We start from the raw sequence: 15,440 nt of genomic DNA on the forward strand, positions 1-15,440 counted from the left end.
GATATGAATAATCAACAAAATGATGATAGCTGGTCGCTACAACGCAACCCCTCGATGAGGAAAATAACATGAGCATTGACCGTACCTCACCTTTGAAACCCGTTAGCACTGTCCAACCGCGCGACACCGGCGACACGCAGGTACAAAAAACGCGTCAGGAAAAAACATCGACGACGAAGAGTGCCAGTGTGACGTTAAGCGATGCTCAGGCGAAGCTGATGCAGCCAGGTTCCAGCGATATCAATATGGAACGCGTCGAAGCACTGAAAACAGCGATTCGTAACGGTGAACTCAAAATGGACACCGGCAAAATTGCCGACGCGTTGATCCGTGAAACACAGAGCTACCTGCAGAGTAAATAAACGTATGACTCGTCTGTCAGAAATACTGGATCATATGACGGCCGTCCTCAATGACCTGAAAACGGTGATGGATGCCGAGCAGCAGCACTTATCTGCGGGTCAGATTAACGGTAGCCAATTACAACGTATCACAGAAGAAAAAAGCTCGTTGCTGGCTACCCTGGATTATCTGGAACAACAGCGTCGTCATGAACAAGCGGTGCAGAAAAGCGCGAATGATGATTTTGCCGAGCGCTGGCAGGTTATTACTGAGAAAACGCAGCACCTTCGCGACCAAAACCGACACAACGGCTGGCTGCTGGAAGGGCAAATCGCCCGCAATCAGCAGGCGCTTGACGTGCTCAAACCCCATCAGGAACCGGCGCTGTATAGCGCCAACGGTCAGACATCCTCTTCCCTGCGCGGCGGTAAAAAAATCTCTATCTGATGGCCGGTTGGCGGCGTTCCGCCTAATCCGGTCTTTGGGGGATGTGGGCCTGATAAGCGTTGCGCCATCAGGCATCATTTCACTTGTTACGCCGTCCGGCGAACAAACTCTTTCACTTTAAATCCGAGAATGGCAAGCGCTGCAAAATAGGCCGCGATACCCGCCACCACGACCGCCATTAAGCGTAACAGCCGCCACAGCATGGTTCCTTGCGACCACTCCGGCATAATAGACAACATGCCGACCAACACCGCTGACATCACCAGCACGGAAATCACCAGACGAGTCAGGAACCACATCCAGCCCGGTTGAGGGGTGAAAATCTTTTGCTTACGTAGCTGCCAGTACAGCAGAGACGCATTCAGACACGCCGCCAGACCAATGGACAGCGACAACCCCGCATGTTTCAACGGTCCAATAAACGCCAGGTTCATTAGCTGCGTCATAATCAACGTCACGATGGCAATTTTGACCGGCGTTTTGATGTCCTGGCGCGAATAGAATCCGGGCGCCAGCACTTTCACCACAATTAAGCCGATCAAACCGACCGAATAGGCCACCAGCGCCCGTTGCGTCATCGCCGCATCCATCGCGGTGAATTTACCGTACTGGAACAGCGATACGATCAGCGGCTTCGACAGAATGCCCAGCGCCACCGCGCTCGGCAACGCCAGCAGGAAGCAGAGGCGCAAACCCCAGTCCATCAGGCGGTTGTATTCATCGTGATTGCCGCTGGCGAAGCTTTTCGACAGCGATGGCAGCAGAATCGTCCCGAGCGCCACGCCCAGTACGCCGGACGGAAATTCCATCAGTCGGTCAGCGTAATACATCCAGGAGACCGAACCGGACGCCAGAAACGAGGCGAAAATGGTGTTGATGATAAGCGAGATCTGGCTTACGGAGACCCCGAGGATCGCCGGCCCCATCTGTTTCACCACACGCATCGAGCCCGCATCGCGGAAATTAATACGCGGCAATACCAGCATGCCGATTTTCTTCAAATGCGGCAGTTGATAAACCAGTTGTAAAACACCGCCAACCGTTACCGCCCAGGCCAGCGCTAAAACCGGCGGGTCAAAATACGGCGCCGCAAACAGCGCGAAGCCGATCATGCTGACGTTCAGAAAGGTGGGCGCAAACGCCGGAATCGAAAAACGGTTCCATGTATTGAGGATTGCCCCGGCTAATGACGCGAGCGAGATAAGCAAGATATAAGGAAAGGTAATTTGCAGCAGTTGGGTGGTGAGGGCGAATTTATCTGCCGTATTCGCAAACCCTGGGGCGGTGACCATAATCACCCACGGCGCGGCAAGCATACCCGCCACGGTCACTACCGCCAGCGCAAGGGTCAGCAAGCCAGAAACATAGGCAACAAAAACCCGGGTCGCGTCTTCACCCTGTTTGCTTTTATATTCCGCCAGAATCGGCACAAACGCCTGGGAAAATGCCCCTTCGGCAAAGATTCGGCGCAACAGGTTGGGTAGTTTGAATGCCACAAAGAAGGCATCGGTGGCCATCCCGGCACCAAAAATTCTGGCGACAATAGCGTCACGCGCAAAACCGAGCACACGTGAAAACATGGTCATCGAGCTAACGGCAGCCAGTGATTTTAATAAATTCATCTATGTTTAATTCCAGACTCAACGGCAAAACGCCTGCAAAGCAGGCGTTGGAAGAGGCGTAATATCAAGTGGGGTATAGTCTACCTGGATTAAGATGAATTACTACCGCCAGATGTTACAGGGTCTGCAGACCCTGTGTTTTCTGAGCGCCTGAAAAAACCGTCACCCTATTCACTGATCGCATCACGCCACAGTTTCTCCACCACGCGCTGCGCCAGAATCGCCTGTTCACCGGCGGTTTCCGGAACCGTCTGATTTTCCACGCATTCAATAAAATGACGTGCGCACCCGGCAAATCCACGCTGCTCTAAGGTGGTTTGCCAGCCGGGGAGCGGTTTATGCACCACGCCCTGCCCACGCTCTTCACGCCATTCACGCATGTCTGTGACGTCATAAACACCCCCGTCGGTCACCGCCTGTACGGATTCACGCTGACTCCCGGCACGTCGATGCATACTGGTGGTGATTTGCATCCGTTCCGTCGCAAAATGGTGCTCGGCGTACAGCATTTCCCCCGCCTCCGTGGTCAGCAGCGTGCCGCTTTTCAGTTGTGATGCGCCCCCCGCCAGCCACAGCGCCGTGTCGACCACGTGCAGATAATCATCGAGCAGCGTAAAACGCAGATCGTGTGGCCCTACGCTGTCAGTGCGGTGTTTATCCATGCGTAAAGAGGTCGCCGTTGCGAGTTGTGCCTTTAAATCGCGGTACAGCGGCGCAAACCGCCGGTTAAACCCGACCATCAGCGTCAGTTTTTTGCGGGCCGCCAGTTCGACCAGCCGCTCGGCATCACGCAGATTTTCCGCCAGCGGTTTGTCGACACAAACGTGTACCCCGGCATTGAGTAATTCGCTGACCACCGGGTAGTGGGTGGCGGTGCTGGAGTGAACAAACACAGCGTCACAGGTTGAGGCCAGATTCACCAGCGAGTCGGCGTAAGGTATCCGCCAGCTTTCGCAAATACGTAATGCTTTGTCCCGCGAGGGGGACCAGGCGCCCTGTAGCGTCCAGTCGCCGGAGGTTCCCAGCACCGGCAGCCAGGCTTTTTGCGCGATCCCGCCCAGCCCTACCACGCCAATCCGCAATTTTTTCACCTTAGTCTCCCAGATGCGCCAGCAACGAGTCGAGCCGCTGTTTCAGCTCCGCCACTTCACTTTCCAGCGCCTCTACGCGGGCGTGCAGACTGGCAGACCCCGCCTGCACCTGCGGTTCATCCGCCGGGGCAACCTGTTCATCCACCTCGCCGCAAAACAGATGCATATAGCGACTTTCACGCTTACCCGGTTCACGCGCCAGACGCACCACATACGGGCCATCTTCCCGGGAGGCCAGTTTCTCCAGCGTGGCTTCCACTTCTGCCATATCGCTGAATTCATACATACGGGAGGCACGGCTGCGCAGTTCACCCGGCGTTTGCGCGCCGCGCAGGAGCAGCGTGGTCACGACGGCGACTTCACCCGAACTCAACTTTAAATTGCCAAATTCGGAGTTGCAAAAGCGTTGCTCATACTTGGTGACGCGATTGCCAAACCCGCTTACCGTGCGCAGAAAATGGCGTTTGACCAGGTTATCGAGCTGTTGCTGAACCTCATGCTCCGATAAGTTCATCACCGGTTCACGGTTGGTTTTTTGATTACAGGCCACCACCACGCCGTTCACCGACAGAGGATATTGTTCAGGCGTCGTCACCTGTTTTTCAAGCAGACAGCCAATCACTCGCGCTTCAGTGGCGGTTAATTCATATTTCATTGTCTTTCTCCATCGCGTCCAGAGGATTAACGTCCGGGGGTCCATTCAGATGTTGTCAACGCCGTCAGCACGTGATCGCGCCATTGCCCATCAATCAACAGGTAATCTTTTGCGTACCCTTCTTTTTCAAAACCGAGTCGCGCCAGTAAATCGCCGCTACGTTTATTGTGCGGCATATAATTTGCCATAATCCGGTGCATGTGTTGCGTGCGTTGCATATAACGAATTGCCGAGCTTAAGGCTTCGAACATCAGCCCCTTACCCTGCCACTTCTGCGCAATGGAATAGCCCAGATAGCACGCGTGAAACGAACCGCGAACCACGTTGGAAAAATTCGCCACGCCAATAATTTCTTTTTCGTCCGGATCGAGCAGCGCAAAATAGAATGCCGTACCCTGTTTATGAAACTCAGCGATCATGCTCAGCCGCGTCTGCCAGCCCGACGGAAAGCAGTGACTTTCATCGCGGATGGGTTCCCAGGGTTTTAAAAAATGACGATTTTCTGCGTAATAATCTGCCAGACGCCAGGCATCACGCTCATGCACTAAACGCACGACCAGACGGTCGGTTGTTAAGCGCACTTTTGGCACGTTACTGCGATAGCCAAACATTCTATACACACTCCTTCCCGTAACGTCTTCACACCCCTGATAACGTTACTATACCTGCGGCCACGCACTCTGTGAAAAGTGCAAATCGCCATTTTTTCGATTATTCACACATTTTGATGAAATCTCTCTATCAAGACGGACTCTTGATAAAAAAATATTGTCCCCGCGAGGGTGGGAAAAGCCCCGGTAACACCGCAGAATAGTAGGCGCACATCTTTTTTTCCCGGGAGGGGAAATGTCGCGCGTCTCGCAGGCGAGGAACCTGGGTAAATATTTCCTGCTCATCGATAATATGCTGGTGGTGTTGGGCTTTTTTGTGGTGTTCCCGCTGATTTCCATACGATTCGTCGATCAAATGGGATGGGCCGCCGTCATGGTGGGGATTGCGCTCGGCCTGCGCCAGTTTATTCAACAAGGGTTGGGGATATTTGGCGGGGCCATCGCCGACCGCTTTGGCGCCAAACCGATGATCGTCACCGGTATGCTGATGCGCGCTGCCGGATTCGCCACCATGGGCATTGCCCAGGATCCCTGGCTGTTGTGGTTTTCCTGCTTCCTTTCCGGTCTGGGCGGCACACTGTTTGATCCGCCACGCTCCGCGCTGGTGGTCAAACTGATCCGCCCGGAACAGCGTGGACGCTTCTTCTCATTGCTTATGATGCAGGACAGCGCAGGCGCGGTGATTGGCGCCTTACTGGGCAGTTGGCTGTTGCAGTACGATTTTCGCCTGGTCTGCGCGACCGGCGCGGTGCTGTTTATTCTCTGCGCCGCGTTCAACGCCTGGCTACTCCCGGCCTGGAAGCTTTCCACCGTGCGTACCCCCGTCCGTGAAGGGATGGGGCGCGTGATGCGGGACAAACGGTTTGTCACCTATGTTCTGACGCTGGCGGGATATTACATGCTGGCCGTTCAGGTAATGCTAATGCTACCCATCATGGTCAATGATATCGCAGGATCTCCGGCCGCCGTGAAATGGATGTACGCCATTGAAGCCTGCCTGTCCCTGACCCTTCTCTACCCCATTGCGCGGTGGAGTGAAAAACGTTTCCGTCTCGAACACCGGTTGATGGCTGGCCTGTTATTCATGTCGCTCAGTATGCTGCCGATTGGACTGGTGAGTGATTTGCAGCAACTCTTCACGCTGATTTGCATTTTCTACATCGGTTCAATTATTGCGGAACCCGCCCGTGAAACGCTCAGCGCGTCACTTTCAGATGCGCGGGCGCGCGGCAGCTATATGGGCTTTAGCCGTCTTGGGCTCGCCATTGGCGGCGCGATTGGCTATATCGGCGGCGGCTGGTTGTTCGATATGGGCAAAATCATGGATCAACCTGAACTGCCCTGGGTCATGCTGGCGATTATCGGCGTTATCACCTTTCTGGCATTGGGATGGCAATTTAGCCATAAACGCACCCCGAACGGAATGCTGGAGCCGGGAGCCTGATAGATGCCCGGTTCGCTGCTGAAAAAAACGGCGGTTGCATCGGACGGCCGTTATTTCAGTTTTTTCTGCTGGCGCGTTGCGTGCTGGTGCCACATGCTGCTTTGTGTCAGGATTACAACACGGGCATCATGTTGAGGAACCCCATGAAAAAGATTTTTTTTGCCGCTGCGTTATTGGTTAGCGGCCTGTTGGTTGGCTGTAATCAACTCACACAGTACACGATCAGTGAACAAGAGATTAACCAGGCACTGGAGAAACGGAATAACTTTTCCAAAGATATTGGCTTACCCGGCGTTGCCGACGCGCATATTGTGCTCTCCAACCTGAGCAGCCAGATCGGTCGGGAAGAGCCCAATAAAGTGACGCTTACCGGCGATGCGAATCTCGATATGAGCTCATTGTTTGGCGACCAAAAAGCCACCATGAAACTGAAGTTGAAAGCGTTGCCGGTCTTTAACAAAGAGAAAGGCGCTATTTTCCTGCAAGAGATGGAAGTGGTGGACGTCACGGTCACGCCGGAGAAAATGCAGTCGGTATTACAAACGCTGATGCCGTATCTCAACCAGTCGCTGCGCAATTATTTTAATCAGCAACCGGCCTATGTTCTGCGGGAAGACAGCAGCGAAGGCGAAGCGTTAGCGAAAAAATATGCCAAAGGGATTGAGGTGAAACCGGGTGAAATTGTCATCCCGTTCACCAATTAACATTCCGGGGGCGCATTAGCGCCCTTTTTTTTCGTGCAAACGAAAACGATTCCGCATATCCTTTGTTTCCGGCAAAAAGACCATCCCTCAGCCGGAGCATATTAATGACAGCACCATCCCAGGTTTTAAAGATCCGCCGCCCAGACGACTGGCACGTTCACCTTCGCGATGGCGACATGTTAAAAACCGTCGTGCCCTACACCAGTGAAACCTATGGTCGCGCGATCGTGATGCCTAACCTGGCGCCGCCCGTCACCACCGTTGACGCGGCCATCGCGTACCGCCAGCGTATTCTTGATGCGGTACCGCAAGGACATGATTTCACACCGTTGATGACCTGCTATCTCACGGACAGCCTGGATCCCAATGAACTTGAACGCGGATTCCATGAAGGCGTTTTCACCGCCGCAAAACTCTACCCGGCCAATGCCACCACCAACTCAAGCCACGGAGTAACGTCCACCGACGCTATCATGCCCGTTCTTGAGCGCATGGAAAAACTGGGGATGCCGCTGCTGGTTCACGGCGAAGTCACTCATGCGGAGATCGACATCTTCGATCGTGAGGCTCGCTTTATCGACAGCGTCATGGAGCCATTGCGCCAACGCCTGACGTCGCTCAAAGTGGTCTTCGAGCACATCACGACCAAAGACGCGGCAGAGTATGTTCGCGACGGCAACGAGCTGCTGGCGGCAACGATTACGCCCCAACATTTGATGTTTAACCGCAACCACATGCTGGTCGGCGGCATTCGCCCGCACCTGTTCTGTTTGCCGATCCTCAAACGCAATGTCCACCAGCAGGCATTGCGTGAACTGGTTGCCAGCGGTTGTCACCGTGCCTTCCTGGGAACAGACTCGGCGCCGCACGCGCGTCATCGTAAAGAGAGCAGTTGTGGCTGCGCGGGCTGCTTTAACGCCCCAACGGCGCTCGGCAGCTATGCGACCGTCTTTGAGGAGATGAATGCGTTACAACACTTTGAAGCATTTTGCTCACTGAACGGCCCTCAGTTCTATGGTTTGCCCGTCAACGATACTTACATTGAACTGGTACGCGAAGAGCAACACATCCCGGAAAGCATCGCCCTGACAGACGATACGCTGGTGCCTTTCCTGGGTGGCGAAACGGTACGCTGGTCGGTAAAAAAATAAAAAAAGTGTGGCCAACTGTTGTCACTGGACTACTTTGACTGTATAAATATCCAGTATATTCAACAGGGGGCCATTATGCGTATTGAAGTCACTATTGCCAAAACTTCTCCTTTACCTGCTGGCGCGATAGACGCGCTGGCCGGTGAACTCTCCCGTCGTATTCACCACTATTTTCCGGATAACGAAGGCAACGTCACTGTCCGTTATGCCGCCGCTAACAATTTGTCGGTCATTGGCGCGACAAAAGAAGATAAAGCGCGCATCAGCGAAATTCTGCAAGAAACGTGGGAAAGCGCAGATGACTGGTTTATCAACGAATAAAAAATGATATGCAGTAATCTTCATTTTGCCGGGTCGCCCCGGCTTTTTTTATTTACACAACTGTTCGGTTTTTAATCTCTTCCTCAACTTAAATGCACAATATGCAAATAAAGCATGAACTACATGCTGTTTTATTGTTCATCTAATTCTTAAAAAGCAGAAATTTATGCTGCCCCCTCTTTAAATTTTCAGTGAATACCCTTATTTATTGATATACTGAAGTTGCTTCAGATAAAACACGCATTGAACCTCGAAAACCGTTGTCTAGTAACACGTATTAGGGGGCATGATGGAAAAGAATAATGAAGTCATTCAGACTCACCCGCTTGTAGGGTGGGACATCAGCACCGTTGATAGCTATGATGCGCTGATGCTGCGTTTGCACTACCAGACCCCGAATCGCCCTGACCCGGAAGGAACTGAAGTTGGTCAGACGCTCTGGTTAACCACTGATGTTGCCAGACAATTTATTTCGATTTTAGAAGCAGGCATCGCCAAAATTGAATCTGGCGATTACCAGGTTAATGAGTATCGTCGTCATTAACCTGACGAGAACCTCCTCTCAAAGGCACCTTCACGGTGCCTTTTTTAATTCCTGGTTGAATAACGCCGGTCAGTTATTTACCCTGCATTTATCGCGATAGCAGAGAGAAGCTGATGAACTACGATTTAATCATTATTGGCAGCGGTTCCGTTGGCGCGGCCGCCGGATATTACGCCACGCGTGCTGGCTTAAACGTGCTGATGACCGATGCGCACATGCCGCCACATCAGCAGGGTAGCCACCACGGCGACACCCGATTAATTCGCCACGCCTATGGTGAAGGCGAAAAATACGTTCCGCTGGTGCTGCGGGCGCAAGCGCTGTGGGACGAACTGTCAACGCACAATGAAGATCCCATCTTTGTACGCTCAGGGGTTATCAATTTCGGCCCTTCCGATTCCACCTTTCTGGCCAATGTGGCGCAGAGCGCGCAACAGTGGCAGTTGAACGTCGAGCAACTGGACGCCGCCGCGATGATGGCCCGCTGGCCTGAGCTGCGCGTGCCGGAGAACTACATCGGGTTATTTGAAGCAGATTCCGGGTTTCTGCGTAGTGAATTAGCCATTAAAACCTGGGTTCGCCTCGCAGAAGAAGCCGGCTGCGCGCAACTCTTTAACTGCCCTGTCTCTGCCATTCATCATCATGATGACGGCGTGACGGTGGTGACCGCCGACGGGGAATATCACGCGAAGAAAGCGCTGATCAGCGCCGGTACCTGGGTTCAGTCCCTGCTCCCCGAACTGCCTATCCAACCGGTGCGCAAAGTGTTCGCGTGGTATCAGGCGGATGGTCGCTACAGTATCAAAAATAACTTCCCGGCATTTACCGGCGAATTACCGAATGGCGATCAGTATTACGGTTTTCCTGGCGAAAATGACGAACTGAAAATCGGTAAGCATAATGGCGGCCAGTTGATTCACGCCCCGCAAGAGCGTAAACCGTTTGCTGCCGTCGCCAGCGATGGTTCAGAAGCCTTCCCATTCCTGCGCACCATTCTGCCGGGCGTTGGCTGTTGTCTGCACGGTGCTTCCTGCACGTACGACAACTCCCCTGATGAAGATTTTATTATCGACACCCTGCCAGGGCACGAGAATACGCTGATTATCACCGGACTCAGCGGTCATGGTTTCAAGTTTGCCTCTGTACTGGGAGAGATTGCGGCTGATTTTGCGCAGGATAAACCGTCTGCCTTTGATCTAACGCCATTTCGACTTTCACGCTTTACGGAATAATGACTTAATGGCCTCGGTATGGAGGCCATTTCTTTTTAAGGGGTTTCCGCCTGTGCTTCGTTTATTTCATTATCTGGTCAACAATATTCGCGAACACTTTATGCTTTACGTTATTTTGTGGTCGCTGCTGGCCATTATGGACGTTATTTATATCCTGTTTTTCTAAGCTGAAACCATTGACGTAAATTGACAAAAATTGATATTTCTCTAAATTTAGTTTAGATAATTTGAATAACTGCAAAGCCCACTAACCCGCACAAACAATGAGAATTTTCGCACAGTCTCTCGAAAGTTCTGATGTTGAAATTCAGATTAAATCAAATTTATTGAAACAAAAATAAATATCATTCATATTGTTATTTTTTGGTTGCAATAATTCCTTCAACACGCCATTTTCATTCACTCTTGAGATATTCATTGGTGTGTCTATGCAATTCACTAATACCCCACAACGCTATGGCGTGATTTCTGCTGCGCTGCACTGGCTGATAGCCGTCGTAGTCTATGGCATGTTCGCATTGGGTCTGTGGATGGTAACGCTTAGCTATTACGACGGCTGGTACCATCAGGCGCCGGAGCTGCATAAAAGCATCGGGATCCTGCTGATGATGGGACTGGTCATCCGGGTTATCTGGCGGTTTATCTCGCCGCCCCCCGCGGCCCTGAAAAGCTACTCACGCCTGACGCGCCTCGGTGCAACGCTTGGACATATCACCTTGTATGCTCTGCTGTTTAGCATCGTGGTCAGCGGTTATCTGATCTCCACCGCAGACGGCGAGCCGATTAGCGTGTTTGGCTGGTTTGACATCCCGGCCACCCTTGCCGATGCCGGCGCACAGGCCGATCTTGCCGGAAGTCTGCACCTGTGGCTTGCCTGGGGCGTTGTGATTTTGTCTCTGCTACACGGGCTGATGGCCCTCAAACATCATTTCATCGATAAAGACGACACCCTGAATCGCATGTTGGGAAAGTCGTCATCTGACTATGGAGTTCAAAAATGAAAAAAAGCCTGCTGGGAATCACTCTCGCCTCGTTGTTGTTCACCGCCGGTACTGCCGTTGCTGCAGACTATAAGATTGATAAAGCGGGGCAACATGCCTTCGTTAACTTCCGCATCCAGCATCTGGGTTACAGTTGGTTATACGGCTCTTTTAAAGATTTCGACGGAACATTCACCTTCGATGAAAAAAATCCGGCCGCGGATAAAGTCAATGTGACGATTAACACCAATAGCGTTGATACCCACCACGCTGAACGTGACAAGCATCTGCGTAGCGCCGACTTCCTCAACGTCGCAAAATTCCCACAGGCGACCTTCACCTCTACCAGTGTGAAGAAAGACGGCGATGAGCTGGATATCACCGGCAACCTGACGCTCAACGGCGTGACCAAACCGGTAACACTGGAAGCGAAACTGATAGGTCAGGGTGATGATCCCTGGGGTGGAAAACGCGCAGGCTTTGAAGCGGAAGGAAAAATTAAGCTGAAGGACTTCAACATCACTACCGATCTCGGCCCGGCGTCCCAGGAAGTCGATTTGATTATCTCGGTCGAAGGCGTTCAGCAGAAGTAAAAGAGGCGTGATGCCCGATGGCGCTTCGCTTATCGGGCATCACGCCATGTATCCCAGACCGGCTAAACGTTATTCTGCCGGATCCGGGATGCCCAGTTTGGTATTCAGGCGACCGCGTGATTTATTGAAGATTTTATTGCCGTTTTCACGGCCTGCACGCCGACGACGCTGCTCTTCTTCCGGTAACGCACTCTCTTCACAACAGAGATCGCTACAACAGCCCTGATATTTCTCAGCGCAGGCAGGACACTGAATAAACAGCAGGTGGCAGCCATCGTTGCGGCAATTGGTATGACTGTCGCACAGCACGCCGCACTGGTGGCAATGGGCAATCACCTTTTCGGAGATTCGCTCTCCCATACGCTCATCAAAAACAAAATTCTTCCCGATAAAGCGAACCGGAAGCCCCTGTTCACGCGCCCGGCGCGCATATTCAATAATGCCGCCTTCAATATGCCAGACCTTGCTAAAACCGTTATGTTTCATCCAGGCGCTGGCTTTTTCACAGCGAATGCCACCGGTGCAGTACATCACAATTTTTTTGTCTTTGTGTTCCTGCATCATCTCGACCGCTTTCGGTAACTGCTCGCGGAACGTGTCTGCGGGGATTTCCAGCGCATTCTCAAAATGACCCACTTCGTATTCGTAGTGGTTACGCATATCGATGAACACCGCGTCGGGATCGTCCAGCATGGCGTTCACTTCAGCCGCCTTCAAATAGTCTCCCACGTCGCTGGCATCAAAGCTTTCATCCTCAATGCCGTCGGCCACAATCCGGTCGCGCACCTTCATACGCAGTACCCAGAATGATTTACCGTCATCATCCAGCGCAATGTTCAGGCGCAGACCGGCAAGTGCGGGGTCAAACGCGTAAAGTTGTTCACGGAAGGCTTCCACATGACTTTGCGGAACGCTGATTTGCGCGTTAATTCCTTCATGAGCCAAATAAACGCGCCCAAAGACATTCAACGCGGTGAACATCTGGTACATCGCATCACGCGTACTTTGCGGTTGTGCAATAGTGAAATATTTGTAGAAGGAGATCGTGGTACGCGGTTCTGTTTCAGCCAGCATCCTGGCTCTGAGCGCATCATTCGATATGCGGTTGTGTAACACTGGCATGGTGTACGTATCCTGCGATTAATAAAAAATGAAAATCGGGCGGCATCATAAAGCAAACCTCACCAATTTACATCCACACATTTTGCGCTACATTTCATGCTTCGCATTTAAAAAACCACCAACAATTGCCGTTTTTATCACCATCCTATAGCCGCAAATTTTTGCTACGCGCGAAAAAATGCAACAATACAGGGAATTGTTCGTTTATAGACAGGATAGACATGACGAATTTACCCAAATTCTCCGCCGCATTACTCCATCCACGTTATTGGTTAACCTGGCTGGGCGTAGGCGTTCTTTGGTTGGTTGTACAACTGCCCTACCCGATTATCCACAAACTGGGCGGCGGATTAGGTCATCTGGCGCTACGATTTATGAAGCAACGCACCAGGGTGGCGTACCGCAATCTGGAACTCTGCTTTCCGCAAATGAGTGAGCAAGAGCGCCACCAGATGGTGGTCAAAAATTTTGAGTCCGTGGGTATGGGATTGATGGAAACCGGCATGGCCTGGTTTTGGTCAGATCGTCGAATATCCCGCTGGACTGAAGTGATCGGCATGGAACATATTCGCGACGTTCAGGCGCAAAAGCGCGGGATTTTGCTGGTTGGCATGCATTTTCTGACCCTGGAGATCGGGGCCCGTATGTTTGGCCTACAGGAGCCGGGTATCGGCGTCTATCGCCCCAACGACAATCCGCTGCTGGACTGGCTGCAAACCTGGGGTCGTCTGCGCTCCAATAAATCCATGCTTGACCGTAAAGACCTGAAAGGCATGGTCAAAGCGCTGAAAAAAGGGGAAGTCGTCTGGTATGCACCGGATCATGACTACGGCCCGCGATCCAGCGTATTTGTTCCCTTTTTTGCGGTAGAACAAGCCGCTACCACGTCCGGAACCTGGATGCTCTCTCGTATGTCGAATGCCTGTCTGGTGCCTTTTGTTCCGCGCCGTAAACCTGACGGCAAAGGGTATCAACTGATTATGTTACCGCCAGAGTGTTCTCCGCCTCTGGACAATGCCGAAACCACCGCGGCCTGGATGAATAACGTGGTTGAGAAGTGCATCATGATGGCACCCGAGCAGTATATGTGGCTGCATCGTCGCTTCAAGACGCGCCCCGAAGGCGTCCCCTCCCGCTATTAAACGGCACATGCAGCCCTTCATGGGCTGCACATCTCGCCTTTTAGCTTTAAAAGCGCCCATCCATTGCAGCGCCCATAATGCAGGCGCATAATTAGCGTGCTCACTTTTATTCATCAACGCGCCACCGCGCCTCGCACTGCGGAAAGCTATGTCACCCTCAGATGATGTTCCCATTAACTGGAAACGCAATCTCACCGTCGCCTGGCTTGGTTGTTTTTTAACCGGGGCAGCATTTAGTCTGGTGATGCCATTCTTACCGCTTTACGTCGAACAACTCGGCGTGACGGGCCACAGCGCCCTCAACATGTGGTCAGGTCTGGTGTTCAGCATCACCTTTTTGTTTTCCGCCATTGCCTCCCCCTTCTGGGGCGGACTGGCGGATCGTAAAGGTCGTAAAATCATGCTGCTGCGTTCCGCGTTGGGGATGGCCGTCGTGATGGTGTTTATGGGGCTGGCGCAGAATATCTGGCAGTTTCTCGTCCTGCGGGCGTTGTTGGGTCTGCTGGGTGGCTTTATCCCTAACGCTAACGCGCTGATCGCCACGCAAGTTCCCCGCAATAAAAGCGGCTGGGCACTCGGTACGCTCTCTACCGGGGGCGTCAGCGGTGCATTACTCGGCCCGCTGGCGGGCGGATTGCTGGCGGATCATTACGGTCTACGTCCCGTTTTTTTCATGACCGCCAGTGTGTTGTTTTGCTGTTTTTTACTGACGCTCTTTTTTATTCGCGAACATTTTCAGCCGGTCAGTAAAAAAGAGATGCTCCGTCTTCGCGAGGTCGTCGCCTCACTTAAGAACCCACGATTAGTGCTGAGTCTGTTCGTCACCACCCTGATTATTCAGGTTGCCACCGGCTCTATTGCGCCGATCCTCACGCTGTATGTGCGTGAGTTAGCGGGCAATGTCAGCAATATTGCGTTTATTAGCGGCATGATTGCTTCAGTCCCTGGCGTCGCAGCCTTACTCAGCGCCCCCCGACTCGGTAAACTTGGCGACCGAATTGGGCCGGAGAAAATCCTGATCGTTGCGCTGGTTTTTTCGGTGTTACTGTTGATCCCAATGTCCTTTGTACAAACCCCCTGGCAACTCGGGATCCTGCGCTTTTTACTGGGCGCTGCGGATGGCGCCCTGCTTCCTGCCGTCCAGACGCTGCTGGTGTATAACTCAACGAACCAGGTGGCGGGTCGGATCTTCAGTTACAACCAGTCATTTCGCGATATCGGCAATGTCACCGGCCCGCTGATGGGCGCCGCAATCTCAGCAAATTACGGTTTCCGCGCCGTATTTTGCGTTACCGCTGGCGTGGTGCTGTTCAACGCCCTCTATTCCTGGAACTGCCTGCAACGACGCCGGTAAGTGTCAGGAACATGCCGCATCTCAGACATCTGAATGATTTTTGCGCATTCATACTTGCAAAACCAAAGAATCAGCTATTATTTCC

18 protein-coding genes are annotated in these 15,440 nt (G+C 52.5%); 13 read left to right on the forward strand and 5 right to left on the reverse strand.

What is annotated here, in order from left to right:
- The first annotated feature begins 68 nt into the window (after positions 1 to 68).
- Both flgM and flgN read left to right on the forward strand, forming a co-directional pair.
- The gene (gene flgM, locus ACO7SM_RS13325) at positions 69 to 362 is read left to right on the forward strand and encodes a flagellar biosynthesis anti-sigma factor FlgM (RefSeq protein ID WP_203358174.1); all 294 of its coding nucleotides are present in this window, start codon (positions 69 to 71) and stop codon (positions 360 to 362) included.
- A gap of 4 nt (positions 363 to 366) precedes the next feature.
- Positions 367 to 789, forward strand: coding sequence for a flagella biosynthesis chaperone FlgN (flgN, locus tag ACO7SM_RS13330; RefSeq protein WP_490467935.1), 423 nt, complete (start codon positions 367 to 369; stop codon positions 787 to 789).
- An 86-nt stretch (positions 790 to 875) separates the two neighbouring features.
- Here flgN and murJ read toward each other — a convergent pair whose 3' ends face one another.
- The 4 genes from murJ to rimJ all read right to left on the reverse strand — a co-directional run bounded on the left by murJ (position 876) and on the right by rimJ (position 4,768).
- Positions 876 to 2,411, reverse strand: a complete 1,536-nt coding sequence (gene murJ, locus ACO7SM_RS13335) for a murein biosynthesis integral membrane protein MurJ (protein WP_490467936.1) — start codon at positions 2,409 to 2,411, stop codon at positions 876 to 878.
- A 167-nt stretch (positions 2,412 to 2,578) separates the two neighbouring features.
- On the reverse strand, positions 2,579 to 3,502 hold the full coding sequence (locus ACO7SM_RS13340) for a Gfo/Idh/MocA family protein (protein ID WP_490467937.1): 924 nt from the start codon (positions 3,500 to 3,502) through the stop codon (positions 2,579 to 2,581).
- Position 3,503: 1 nt separating this feature from the next.
- Positions 3,504 to 4,157 carry a YceH family protein gene (locus ACO7SM_RS13345; protein WP_490467938.1) on the reverse strand — a complete coding sequence of 218 codons (654 nt, stop codon included), beginning with the start codon at positions 4,155 to 4,157 and terminating at the stop codon, positions 3,504 to 3,506.
- A gap of 26 nt (positions 4,158 to 4,183) precedes the next feature.
- Positions 4,184 to 4,768 (reverse strand): ribosomal protein S5-alanine N-acetyltransferase, encoded by a 585-nt coding sequence (rimJ, locus tag ACO7SM_RS13350; protein WP_490467939.1) that lies wholly within the window; start codon positions 4,766 to 4,768, stop codon positions 4,184 to 4,186.
- Between the two features lie 235 nt (positions 4,769 to 5,003).
- On the opposite strand from rimJ, the gene mdtH reads away from it, so the two are divergent.
- The 9 genes from mdtH (at position 5,004) to ACO7SM_RS13395 (ending at position 11,737) form a co-directional block, all read left to right on the forward strand.
- Positions 5,004 to 6,212, forward strand: coding sequence for a multidrug efflux MFS transporter MdtH (gene mdtH, locus ACO7SM_RS13355; RefSeq protein WP_490467940.1), 1,209 nt, complete (start codon positions 5,004 to 5,006; stop codon positions 6,210 to 6,212).
- A gap of 143 nt (positions 6,213 to 6,355) precedes the next feature.
- The gene (locus ACO7SM_RS13360; RefSeq protein ID WP_490467941.1) at positions 6,356 to 6,916 is read left to right on the forward strand and encodes a lipoprotein; all 561 of its coding nucleotides are present in this window, start codon (positions 6,356 to 6,358) and stop codon (positions 6,914 to 6,916) included.
- A gap of 104 nt (positions 6,917 to 7,020) precedes the next feature.
- Complete coding sequence (gene pyrC, locus ACO7SM_RS13365; RefSeq protein ID WP_490467942.1) at positions 7,021 to 8,067, forward strand: dihydroorotase; 1,047 nt, start codon at positions 7,021 to 7,023, stop codon at positions 8,065 to 8,067.
- A 75-nt stretch (positions 8,068 to 8,142) separates the two neighbouring features.
- Positions 8,143 to 8,388, forward strand: a complete 246-nt coding sequence (gene dinI, locus ACO7SM_RS13370; RefSeq protein ID WP_203358182.1) for a DNA damage-inducible protein I — start codon at positions 8,143 to 8,145, stop codon at positions 8,386 to 8,388.
- A gap of 289 nt (positions 8,389 to 8,677) precedes the next feature.
- Positions 8,678 to 8,932, forward strand: a complete 255-nt coding sequence (gene bssS / locus ACO7SM_RS13375) for a biofilm formation regulator BssS (RefSeq protein ID WP_490467943.1) — start codon at positions 8,678 to 8,680, stop codon at positions 8,930 to 8,932.
- Positions 8,933 to 9,045: 113 nt separating this feature from the next.
- Positions 9,046 to 10,164, forward strand: a complete 1,119-nt coding sequence (solA, locus tag ACO7SM_RS13380) for an N-methyl-L-tryptophan oxidase (RefSeq protein ID WP_490467944.1) — start codon at positions 9,046 to 9,048, stop codon at positions 10,162 to 10,164.
- A gap of 52 nt (positions 10,165 to 10,216) precedes the next feature.
- Positions 10,217 to 10,330, forward strand: coding sequence for a YceO family protein (locus ACO7SM_RS13385; protein ID WP_162380555.1), 114 nt, complete (start codon positions 10,217 to 10,219; stop codon positions 10,328 to 10,330).
- A gap of 262 nt (positions 10,331 to 10,592) precedes the next feature.
- The gene (locus ACO7SM_RS13390) at positions 10,593 to 11,165 is read left to right on the forward strand and encodes a cytochrome b (protein ID WP_490467945.1); all 573 of its coding nucleotides are present in this window, start codon (positions 10,593 to 10,595) and stop codon (positions 11,163 to 11,165) included.
- On the forward strand, positions 11,162 to 11,737 hold the full coding sequence (locus ACO7SM_RS13395) for a YceI family protein (RefSeq protein ID WP_490467946.1): 576 nt from the start codon (positions 11,162 to 11,164) through the stop codon (positions 11,735 to 11,737). Before ACO7SM_RS13390 ends, ACO7SM_RS13395 begins: the two co-directional genes overlap by 4 nt.
- Positions 11,738 to 11,806: 69 nt before the next feature.
- On the opposite strand, the gene trhO is transcribed toward ACO7SM_RS13395, so the two are convergent.
- The gene (trhO, locus tag ACO7SM_RS13400) at positions 11,807 to 12,859 is read right to left on the reverse strand and encodes an oxygen-dependent tRNA uridine(34) hydroxylase TrhO (protein ID WP_490467947.1); all 1,053 of its coding nucleotides are present in this window, start codon (positions 12,857 to 12,859) and stop codon (positions 11,807 to 11,809) included.
- Between the two features lie 221 nt (positions 12,860 to 13,080).
- On the opposite strand from trhO, the gene ACO7SM_RS13405 reads away from it, so the two are divergent.
- Complete coding sequence (locus tag ACO7SM_RS13405; RefSeq protein ID WP_490467948.1) at positions 13,081 to 14,001, forward strand: Kdo(2)-lipid IV(A) acyltransferase; 921 nt, start codon at positions 13,081 to 13,083, stop codon at positions 13,999 to 14,001.
- Between the two features lie 148 nt (positions 14,002 to 14,149).
- A complete protein-coding gene (mdtG, locus tag ACO7SM_RS13410) occupies positions 14,150 to 15,355 on the forward strand; it encodes a multidrug efflux MFS transporter MdtG (protein WP_490467949.1) in 1,206 nt (401 codons plus the stop codon).
- The last annotated feature ends 85 nt before the right edge of the window (positions 15,356 to 15,440 follow it).

The organism is Citrobacter sp. LJND-P06 (assembly GCF_058188415.1).